This is a genomic window from Amycolatopsis sp. NPDC114505 (assembly GCF_055633615.1).
Genome location: NZ_JBVKDV010000004.1, coordinates 1,092,578 through 1,103,054, shown reverse-complemented (window position 1 = coordinate 1,103,054; position 10,477 = coordinate 1,092,578). Strand labels below are relative to the sequence as shown.

8 protein-coding genes are annotated in these 10,477 nt (G+C 73.3%); 3 read left to right on the top strand and 5 right to left on the bottom strand.

The features are described from left to right. Positions 1 to 386 precede the first annotated feature (386 nt). From ACZ7OU_RS42865 to ACZ7OU_RS42855, 3 genes are all read right to left on the bottom strand, one after another. Positions 387 to 1,730: a copper resistance CopC/CopD family protein gene (locus ACZ7OU_RS42865; RefSeq protein WP_470245715.1), complete on the bottom strand. Its 1,344-nt coding sequence runs from the start codon at positions 1,728 to 1,730 to the stop codon at positions 387 to 389. Then, positions 1,727 to 2,299 carry a hypothetical protein gene (locus tag ACZ7OU_RS42860; protein ID WP_470245716.1) on the bottom strand — a complete coding sequence of 191 codons (573 nt, stop codon included), beginning with the start codon at positions 2,297 to 2,299 and terminating at the stop codon, positions 1,727 to 1,729. The genes ACZ7OU_RS42865 and ACZ7OU_RS42860 overlap by 4 nt, the downstream gene beginning before the upstream one ends. Positions 2,300 to 2,436: 137 nt before the next feature. Continuing rightward, a complete protein-coding gene (locus ACZ7OU_RS42855) occupies positions 2,437 to 3,132 on the bottom strand; it encodes a winged helix-turn-helix transcriptional regulator (protein WP_470245717.1) in 696 nt (231 codons plus the stop codon). A gap of 299 nt (positions 3,133 to 3,431) precedes the next feature. Here ACZ7OU_RS42855 and ACZ7OU_RS42850 point away from each other — a divergent pair, with 299 nt between their 5' ends. From ACZ7OU_RS42850 to ACZ7OU_RS42840, 3 genes are all read left to right on the top strand, one after another. Then, positions 3,432 to 5,744 (top strand): TOMM precursor leader peptide-binding protein, encoded by a 2,313-nt coding sequence (locus tag ACZ7OU_RS42850; protein ID WP_470245718.1) that lies wholly within the window; start codon positions 3,432 to 3,434, stop codon positions 5,742 to 5,744. Positions 5,745 to 5,792: 48 nt separating this feature from the next. After that, positions 5,793 to 7,247: a SagB/ThcOx family dehydrogenase gene (locus ACZ7OU_RS42845; RefSeq protein WP_470245719.1), complete on the top strand. Its 1,455-nt coding sequence runs from the start codon at positions 5,793 to 5,795 to the stop codon at positions 7,245 to 7,247. Between the two features lie 68 nt (positions 7,248 to 7,315). Continuing rightward, positions 7,316 to 8,533 (top strand): sensor histidine kinase, encoded by a 1,218-nt coding sequence (locus ACZ7OU_RS42840; RefSeq protein WP_470259662.1) that lies wholly within the window; start codon positions 7,316 to 7,318, stop codon positions 8,531 to 8,533. Positions 8,534 to 8,769: 236 nt separating this feature from the next. On the opposite strand, the gene ACZ7OU_RS42835 is transcribed toward ACZ7OU_RS42840, so the two are convergent. Further along, positions 8,770 to 9,375: a response regulator transcription factor gene (locus tag ACZ7OU_RS42835; protein WP_470245721.1), complete on the bottom strand. Its 606-nt coding sequence runs from the start codon at positions 9,373 to 9,375 to the stop codon at positions 8,770 to 8,772. A 237-nt stretch (positions 9,376 to 9,612) separates the two neighbouring features. Further along, on the bottom strand, positions 9,613 to 10,362 hold the full coding sequence (locus tag ACZ7OU_RS42830; protein WP_470245722.1) for a helix-turn-helix domain-containing protein: 750 nt from the start codon (positions 10,360 to 10,362) through the stop codon (positions 9,613 to 9,615). Between the last annotated feature and the right edge of the window lie 115 nt (positions 10,363 to 10,477).

The following is a 10,477-nucleotide window of genomic DNA, read 5'->3' as shown; positions in this document are numbered from 1 at the left end:
GCCGCTGCGGTCACCCGGTGTGCGGGCCCGGGGAGCCGAACCGGCACCTGAGCTGCCGGCGCGGTTGCCGGCGTGTGAGCGGGCCGGACCGCACCCGACCTGCCGGTCGAGCCGCCGCCGCGGTCGCCCGGCGTGTGAGTCCGGGGGTGGGTCGGGCCGCACCTGAGCTGCCGCTGCGGTCACCCGGTGTGCGGGCCCGGGGAGCCGAACCGGCACCTGAGCTGCCGGCGCGGTTGCCGGCGTGTGAGCGGGCCGGACCGCACCTGACCCGTCGGTCGAGCCGCCGCCGCGGTCGCCGGGCGTGTGGGCCCGGTGGTGGCTCGGACCGCACCTGAGCCGGCGGCGCGGTCGCCCGGTGTGTGAGCCCAGGCGCGGCTCGGGGCTGCTCAGCCGCCCGGTGGGGTGACCGTCAGCATCGCCGCCAGCGCCAGCACCACGATGCTGAGCAGTACCTCCACGGCCACCGCCTGGCGGAGGCGGCGCAGGTCCGTCGTCACCGTCTTCGTCGTGCCCTCCTCCGGGCCGGTCATGCTCCGGCGCACCACGCGGCGCGACCGGCTCGCCACCGCCAGCAGGAGTGCGAAGCCCGCGATCTTGAGCAGCACCAGGACGCCGAACCGGGTCGTCCAGAGCGTGGACAGGGACGGCATGATGCGCAGCGCCAGCACGCCGCCGCTGATTGCGATCGCGGTCACCGAGCCCGCCGCCAGCCGGGAGAAACGCGCCGCGACCGGTGCCAGGTCCTCGCCGGGCTCCGGGCGGTACAGGCTCAGTGCCAGCTGCGTCAGCCCGCCCGCCCAGACGGCGATGGCCCCGAAGTGCACGAGGTCGGCCGAGACCGAGACGAACATGACCGGGTCGGTCACCGGGTGGCCGGTGGCCGAGAACGTCAGCAGCACCAGGAAGGCGGTCACCATCGCCGAGTTCTCGTAACGGGACCGCAGCCGGTCCGGCAGCCCGGGCCGCAGGAGGCGGGGCAGCAGCAGCGCCAGCGCGGCCACCGCGGCCAGCCGGAGCAGGAGCAGCTTGCCGTACGCGACGCGCAGCGTGTCCGCCAGCAGCCCGGTGTCGAACACCGCCGAGAGGTCCCGCCCGGCCGCGTACGGGCCCTGCAGCACGAACGCCGCGACGGTGGTCGCCGCGACGAGGCCCGCGCCCCAGCGCAGCAGCCGGCGGGCGCGGCGGTCGGTGCGGGCGTCCGGACGGCACAGCACCACGAACGCCAGCCCGCCGAGCAGCACGACGCCGAGGTAGGCCAGCCAGCGCGCGACCGTCGAAACGAAGTCGACGACCGCGTCGGTGCCGGTGGCCGCGGACACCGCGCCCGCCGACGTCACCAGTGGCCCGCCGCCGACGACGAAGGCGAACGTGCCGCGCACCGGGTGCGAGTCGGCCGAGACGAACGCGTACTCGACGAGGTAGCTGGCGTCCGGCAGGTTCGGCTTCACCCGGACCGCGACCTGCTCGGCGACGGCGCCGGGCTGGAACACCGGCCCGGTGTCGACCTGCGTGCCCGCTAGGTCGACGACCTTGATCGATCCCGGCTGGATCCCGATGTTCTCCGACAGGGTGACCGACACCAGGGACGGCGCCGCGCCGAGGCGGGCGCCGTCCCCGGGGGTCGACGAAATGATCTCGACGTGCGCCGACGCCGGCGCGGCGGAGAGCACCAGCCAGCCGGCCAGGAAGGCCAGCAGGGTCAGTGCCCGCCGCGCGGCCCGGCCGCTCACGCCGCGGCGAGCGCCGGCGGCTTCAGCCCGCAGACGCAGCCGGTCAGCTCGTGCTCGGCCGCCGAGGCGCGCCGGTGCAGGACGACCGCCACGATCATCGGGATGGTGACGATCGTGTTGTAGAACAGGTGCAGCTCGACCCGGGGGATGAGCAGCTGGATGATGCTGGTGGGCACCTTCTGCCCGGCCAGCCGCCAGCCGGACTGCGCCTGGATGAACAGCAGCAGGTGCTCGATGTGGTGCCAGAACTGGATGGCCAGCGCGAGGTTCCACCACTGCCGCGACCGGCCGGCGAAACCGTGGCGCAGGATCCACAGGAACACCAGCATCACGAGCGCGTAGCCGTAGTGCAGCCATTCCTGCGAAATCAGCCACGGGAACGGCATTCCGAGCACGCCACGCGCTTTCGGGGCCGGCCAGCCGAGTGCGTAGATCTGGACGGCCTGCACGATGTGCTCGGCCCAGTGCGCGATCACGACGAGCATGAACACCGCGAGCGCGCGGTGGTGCCAGCGGCTGTTGAGCTGACCCAGGAACCCGGAAGGTCGGGTGAGTTCGGACGTCGACATACGGACCCCAGTTCACGAAGAAGACAGCGTGCGTAGACGATAACCGCTCGCGAAGCGGCTTCCGTTACTCCGGATTGCTGATTATACAAGGGAAAATGCGCTGCTCGGCGGATTGCGTACCGCCGGGCGCGCGGGGGTCAGTGCACGGACAGCCCGGTCGGGCGCTCCGGGGCCGGCGGGATGCGGAAGAGCTCGGCGAACAGCTCGAGGTGCGCCGGGTCGCCCTCGACGCGGACCTTGCCGCTGGAGATGGCGTCCTGCGCGGACAGGCTGCCCTTGAGCAGGTCGAACAACGCCGGTCCCTGCGGCTCGATCACGAGGTCCGCCGCCGGCAGCGAGCCGCCGGACACCTTGAGCGAGCCGTCGTCGACCAGCGCGTGCAGGATCATCTCGCCGCCGAGGTGGTGCAGCTCGTAGTTGACGTGCACGCCCGCGGCGAACTCCTCCCGGAAGGTCGTGTAGAGCGAGAGGATCGCGGCGTCGAGGGTGAAGGCGTCGTCCGCCTTCGGGTAGGACAGCGAACGGGCGCCCCACAGGCCGAGGTCCAGCACGATGTGGTCGAGCTCGGTGCCGTATTCGGTCAGCTCGTAGACGACACCCGCGTCCAGCTGCGAAAGGACGCGGCGGCGGACGACGCCGGTCTCTTCGAGCTCGTTGAGGCGCGAGGTCAGGATGCTCACGGGGATCCGCGGCAGCGTGCGCTGCAGGTCGTTGAACCGCTTCGGGCCGAGCATGAGGTCGCGCACGACGAGCAGTGACCACCGCTCACCGACGATCTCGAGCGCCCGGGCCAGGCCGCAGAACTGTCCGTACGTGCGAGCAGAGGTAGGCATACTCGGGTCCTCACTTTTTCTCGGGTGCCAGACCGGGCGCCGGCCGGATTCGCGCGGGACCGCGAGTTCGGTTACGTTGCCCCCTGACGCGCCGTGCCGCCACGGGCGTCGCTGTCCACGGTGACGGTTCCCCGTGCTGTGCGGCCAGTGAGCGACGCACCGGTGCCCCATGCGTTTTCCATGCCGACCCATGCGTTTTCCACGACTTGCCCGTGCTCTGAGCACTGGTTGAGTAGACCTCTCGTGGAGCAGGATTCTGTTCTCTCGTCCGGCGGAGGCCGACGACGGCAGGAGGGCCCATGCGCACGACAGCGGTGGACGCGCAAGGCAGTGGTGGTGTCACGGATGTCCCGGTGCCGGCGCGCGCCCCGGCGTTCCGGCGGCACCTGCGGGCCGAGGTCCGGGCGGGCAAGGGGGCGTACCTGTTCTCCGAACAGGGCGTGATCGCGATGCGCGGGCCGAAGATCGAGTCGCTGGCGGCGTTGCTGGACGGGACCCACGACCTCGACCGCCTGCTGCGCGACCGGCCCGGCGGGATGGCGCCGGAGGAGGTCGCCGCGCTGCTGGCCCAGCTCGTCGACGCGGGACTGGTGACGTTGCGCAGCCCCGGCACCGACGACCGGCCCGGCGACGAGCGCGCGCTGGCCTATTGGGACGCCTGCGGGGTCGACGCCGACGTCGTCGCCGCGCGGCGGGGCACCGTGCGGCTGACCGCGGTCGGCGACAGCGCGGACGGCGTCGACACCGGTGCCGTCGAACGGGCACTGGCCGGCGCCGGGCTCGAGGTGGTCCGCACGGACACCGGCACCGCCGACCTGTCGGTCGTGCTGTGCGCCGACTACCTCGACCCGCGGCTGGCCGGGATCGACGCCGAGCACCGGCGGGCCGGGCGGCCGTGGTTGCTCGCGCGCCCGTCCGGGGCCCAGGTGTGGATCGGCCCGGTGCTGCAGCCCGACGGCGCGTGCTGGCACTGCCTGACCCACCGGCTGTGGGGGCACCGCCACGCCGAGGCGTGCGTGCAGGAAGAACTGGGCCACGCGGGCCCGGCGCGCCGCCCGATGCCGGCTCTGCCGCCGCTGACCGCGGCCGCGGCGCACCTCGTCGCGCTGGAGGCGGCCAAGTGGGTGGCCGGGTACCGCCACCACGGGCAGCAGTGCGTGTGGACGCTCGACTCGCTCGACCTGCAGGGCCGGCTGCACGAGCTGCGCCGCCGCCCGCAGTGCCGCTGCTGCGGCGACCCGTGGCAGGTGGTGTGGCGCTCGGTGCGCCCGGTCTCGTTGCAGGCGGCGAAGAAGGCGACCACCGGGGGCGGCGGGCACCGGACGGCGACGCCGTCACAGATGCTCGAGCGGCACCGGCACCTGGTCAGCCCGGTCACCGGGATCGTCAAGGAGATCCAGCGGGACGCGGACGCGCCCGCGTTCGCCAACGCCTACCGCTCCGGGCCGAACATCGCCCGCGGGGTCACCGCGATGGCGGCCCTGCGCGCCGGCCTGCGCTGCGAGAACGGCGGCAAGGGCGTCAGCCCGCTCGACGCCGAGGTCGGCGCGCTCTGCGAAGCCGCGGAACGGTTCTCCGGCAACTTCCAGGGCGACGAGCTGCGCATCCGCGGCTCCTACGACGAGCTGGGCGAGGAAGCCGTGCACCCCAACGCGTGCATGCTCTTCGCCGACCGGCAGTACGCCGAGCGCGCGGCCTGGAACCCCGAGCACGCCGAGTTCCAGCGGGTCGGCGCGCCGTTCGACCCCACCGCCCGCACCGACTGGACGCCGGTGTGGTCGCTGACCGGACGCCGCCGCCTGCTGCCGACGTCCTACCTCTACTACGGGACCCCGCGCGAAAGCGCCGCACGCGGGGTGCGCGCCGACTCCAACGGCTCGGCGGCGGGCAGCAGCCTGGAGGACGCGATCCTGCAGGGCACGCTGGAGCTCGTCGAACGCGACGCCGTGGCGCTGTGGTGGTACAACCGCACGCCGGTGCCGGGTGTCGACCTCGCGTCCTTCGCCGACCCGTGGCTCGACGAGATGATCGCCGGCTACGCGGGGATCGGCCGCGAGATGTGGGTCCTCGACGTCACGTCCGATCTCGGGATCCCGGTGACCGTCGCGCTTTCGCGGCGGATCGGCGGCCCGCACGAGGACATCGTGATGGGCTTCGGCGCCCACCTCGACCCGCGGATCGCGGTGCGCCGCGCGGTGACCGAGCTCAACCAGATGCTGCCCGTCGTGCAGTCCGCGGGCCACGAGATCGACGACCCGGACGCGCGGCGCTGGCTCGCCTGCGCCACCGTCGCGAACCAGCCGTACCTGCGGCCGGTGGCGGGCGAGCGGATGCGGGCCGCCGCGGACTTCCCGTTCGTCAACCGGGCCGACGTCCGCGACGACGTCCGGGCGCTGAGCCGGGTGTTCGACCGCGCCGGCCTGGAGCTGCTGGTGCTCGACCAGACCCGTCCGGACGTCGGGATCCCGGTGGTCAAGGTGCTCGCGCCGGGCATCCGCCCGTTCTGGGCCCGGTTCGCGCCCGGCCGGCTGTTCGACGTCCCGGTGCAACTGGGCCGGCTCGCCACGGCGACCCCGTACGAGCAGCTCAACCCGTTCCCGATGTTCCTTTGAGAGCCTTCGCGGGCGCTCAGTGTTCGCCTCGCGCTTGAGGAGTTGGCCTTGCCTGCATACCCCCCGGACGGGAGCTCGGAGACCGTCCGGCTCTGGTCCCTCACCGAAGACACCTTGCTGGAGGCGGGGGACGACGACACGCTCGTCGCGATCAGCTGGTGGGGTGAGTACGAGCTGGCGGGCGTCCCCGGGCCGGTCCGCGAGTCGCTGGGCCGGATGGCGCTCGGCCCGGTCTCGATGGGCAACCTCGCGACGTCGGCGGGCGGGGCCGCCGAAGCCGCGGCCGCGACGCTGCGCAAGGTCCTCAACCAGCTGTCCGGCTCGGTCGTGCACTCGCTGGCGCTCAACGACGGCCGCGGGCCGCTGCTCTCGGCCATCCCGGTGACCCAGGCGCCGGTCTTCCCGGCCGACCCGGTGCCGGCCGGGCGGCTGATCAAGCTGTCGCGGTACTCGGCGCTGCGCCCCGACGGCGGCGGGCTGCTGCTGGAGTCGCCCCGCGCCCGGTACCGCGTCGCGCTGCTGCGGCCGCAGGCGGTGACCGTGGCGTCGTCGCTGGCCGGGCCGGTCACCGTCGCGCGGGTCGCCGCGGACTCGGGGCTGGCCGAGCCGGTCGTGGCCGACGTCGTGGCGTTCCTGGTGGCCGCGGGCGTGGTGCTGGTGGCCGACGACTGGGCGGAGTTCACCGAGGACACCGACACCGACCTGGCCGTCTGGTCCCCCGACGACCTGATGTTCCACGCCCGCAGCCGGACCTGGCTGAAGGGCGTCCCGCCGGACCCGGAGGCGCACCGGGCGGGCGCCGAGCCGCCGGTGGTCAAGCAGATCACCGCCGGCCCGACCTTCCCGCTGCACCGGCCCGACCCGGCGGTGCTCAAGGCGACCGACCCGACGCTGGCCACGCTGCTCGAACACGACCACACGTGCCCCGAGGTCACCGAACGCGCGTTGTCCGCCGAGCAGGTCGGGGAGTTCCTCTTCCGCGCCGCGCGGGTGCGGTCGATCGGGCCGGCGTACCTGCCGGGCGGGCCGGGGCACGAGGCGTCCCAGCGGCCGTACTTCAGCGTCGCGTGCCTGTACGAGCTCGAGATCTACGTCGGGATCAACCGCTGCGTGGACCTCGCGCGGGGGATCTACCACTACGACCCGCTGTGGCACACGCTGACGCTCATCAACGACGACCTCGGCGTCCTGGACGGCATGCTCGACCTGGCGATGATCGGGGCGGGCAGCCACCGCAGGCCCTCGGTGCTGCTGACGATGACCGCGCGGATGTCGCGGATCGCGTGGGTGCTCGGCAGCGCCGCTTACGCGACGACGCTGGTGCACGTCGGCGCCCTGCAGCAGGTGCTCTACCTGACGGCGAAGGCGATGGGACTCGCCGCGCACGCCGTGCCGGTCGACGCCGGCGACCGGGTGGACCGTTCGCTGAAGCTGGAGTGGCCGGCGGAGGTCAGCGTCGGTGAGTGCGTCCTCGACTTCCCCGGCGGTAACGTGACCGGCTGACGGGCCCGCCGGAACCGTTCTCCCTGTTACCTTTGAGGCTCTGGGGTGCGGGTGAGGTGGGAGGCGCCGTGGCATATCCGGTTCGGCTCCTCGGGAAGCTCCGGGTGCGTGCCGCGAGTCCGGCGGCCAAGGAGACGGGGCGTCCCGACTTCCGCGCGCTCGTCACGGGCGGCCCGGTGGCGGCGGCCGCCGCCGTCGCGCTGACCGCGTTCCTCCCGGTGCTGGCCGGGCGCGAGTCCTGGGTTCCCCGGCTGCTCGCGCTCACCTGCGCTGCGGCGATGGCGGGGGTGCACCTGACCGCGTTCGCGCACGGCCGCGTCCGCCGTCCCGGCCTGGCGCTGGTGGCCCAGGCCCTGCTGGGGTACGGGCCGATGCTGCTGCTGGGCGCCCTGTGGACCTCCGCGGGAGGGTTTTTCGCGGGCGGGCTCCTGCTGGCTGTGCGGCCGTCACGGGCGCTTCCGGCGGCCGGGCTCGTGTGCGTCGTCGCCGGGCTGGTTTCCGCGCGGGCGGGGGAGTCGGCGGACGCCGGTTTCGCGGGCGTGGTGTCGGCCGGGATCGCGGCACTGGCACTGGCCGCCACGGGCGCCGCCGCGCGGCTGATCGCCGAGCGCGAGGAGGAACGCCGCGAGCTGAAGCGCAGCGCGATCGCCGAGGAACGCAAGCGGTTCTCCCGCGACGTCCACGATCTGCTCGGGCTCAGCCTTTCGGCGATCACCCTCAAGGGTGAACTCGTGGACCGGTTGGTGATCGGCCAGCCGGGCCGCGCGAAGGAGGAGCTGGCCGAGCTGCTGACGATGTCCCGGCGCGCGCTGGCCGACGTCCGCACGGTCGCGGCGGGCTACCGCGAACTGTCCCTGGACGACGAGTGCCGGGCCGCGGCGGCGGTGCTGAGCGTGGCCGGGACCCGGGTGACGGTGTCCCGCTCGGGCACCGAGGACCTGCCCCCGAAGGTGGCGACGGCGCTGGCGGCGGTGCTGCGCGAAGGGGTGACGAACGTGGTGCGGCACAGCACCGCGAGCTGGTGCGCGTTCTCGGTGAGCAAGGAGAACGGAACGGCCTGGCTGGAGATCGTCAACGACGGCGCGGGCGGCCCCGCCGACGGCGGTCCCGGGGCCGGTTCGGGCGCGGGTTCGGGGCTGCGCAACCTGGTCGACCGGGTGGAGTCGCTGGGCGGAACGCTGGCGACGGAGTCCGGCCCCGGCGGCATCCACCGGCTGCTGGCGGCGGTCCCGGTGGGGTGCGGTGAGGTGCGCCGGCACCGGGCGCGGGACGAGCTGACGGCGTAAGCGCTTTCAGGAGGGTTTCGGGGGCGGCTTCCGGGCGGTTTTCCGGGCGGCGCGGTGGGTTTGAGCGAGGCGGCGCGCGGGTGTGGACGGTCGGGTCGCACGCCCTGGCGGTCGGTTCGCGCGCGCTGAGGGTCAGCTCGCGTGTCCGGGCGGTCGGCTCGCGTGCTTGGCGGCTGGTGTCCCCGGTGCGGCGGTTCGCGTGCTCGGAGAGCCGGCTCGCGTGCCTGGTGGGGCGGCTACAGCCATTCCGCTTCGGTCGCGATGCGGATCGCGTGGACCCGGTTGCGGGCGTTGAGCTTCGTGACCACCGCGGCCAGGTAGTTGCGGACCGTGCCGGCCGAAAGGAACAGCTCCGCCGCGATGTCGGCCACGTTGCGCCCGCGTGCTGCCAGGGACAGGATCTCGATCTCGCGGGGGGTCAGCGGGCAGTCGTCGGTTTCCCAGGCGGCCAGTGCCAGCTCGCTGTCGATCACCCGGCGGCCGATCGCGACCGAGCGCACCGCGTTGGCCAGCTTGTCCGACGGCGAGTCCTTGAGCAGGAAGCCGTTCACCTTCGCGTCCAGCGCGCGGCGGACCGTGCCCGGGCGGCCGAGGCTGGTCAGGATCAGCGTGTGGACGCCCGGAAGACTCTCGTGGATCTCCACCGCCGCCGACAGGCCGTCCTTGCCCGGCAGGTCGATGTCGATGACGGCGACGTCCGGCTGGGAGGCCTTCGCGGCCGGCAGGATCTGGTCGCCGGTGGACACCTCGGCGACCACCTCGATGTCGGACTCCAGGTTGAGGAGGGCGACCAGGGCGCCGCGGACCATGTGCATGTCCTCGGCCAGCAACACCTTGATCACGACGGTACCTCGCACCCCAGTCCGGTGAGACTTCCCCGGCGTGATTGTACGCCATTGCCCCCTGCCGCCGGTGTTCCGAAGAAGCGCACCGGGGAATGGCCGCGAATTCTCCGACGGTTCGCGATGAGTCCGTCGCCCGCCCCACTGGGCCGAATGGCTGCGGGGAACGCGGACCGGGTGAACCCGCCGTCCGCGGATTAACGGACGGCGGATTCGGGGCGCCGGAATTGCACGCCGTCAGACCGCCATCGGGCGGGCCACCGCGGGCTGGCGCAGGTCGGGCAGGGCCAGCAGGACCGGCGGGTCGAAGCCGTGACGCGGCCGCAGCCGGACGTCGGCCAGGCTCGCCGTGACGCCGTGGTGCACCGTCACCGGGCCGGCCAGGCCGGTGTAGGGCCGCAGTGAGTGGTTGTCGACCTCACCGCAGCCGTACGCGTGGGTGAGCACGTACCAGGACCCGAGCGGAACGTCTGCCAGTGCATACGGCCCGGGACCGGGCAGGATGGCGAACCGGGCCGGCGCGCCCTCGGCGATCCGGGCGGCGAACAGCCCGACGAACACCGGCCCGACCTCGGCGGACGGCGCGACCCGCAGCTGGCCGCGCACGGTGGTCCCCGACCCCGGCTGGGACGGCCGCTCGGCGACCCGCGGCGACCGGCCGCGCAGCTGCCGGTACCCCGACGGCGAGACGCCCACGCTGCCGCTGAACCGGGCGCTGAACGTGCCGACGCTGTTGTAGCCGACCTGGTGGCTGATGTCGGCCACCGAGATGGCCGTGGTCGCGAGCAGGCGCTTGGCCTCCGCGAGCCGCACGGCCGACAGGAAGCGGCCCGGCGACAGCCCGGTGACCCGCAGGAACACCCGGGTGAAGTGGAACTTGCTGAACATGGCCGCGCGGGCGAGGTCATCGATCGTGAGCCGCTCACCCAGGTTGTCTCGCATGGTCACGATGGCGCGTGCCACAGCTTGCCGGACGATCTCATCCATGGTGGCCGTCCCTCCCGGTCGACAATGCCGCGCGGCGCCTTCCCGATGAAGGCGTCCGGTGCGGAAGATGTGATTGCGCCCAAAACTGTAGATCGGCGGGCGTCTACTTCTTAAG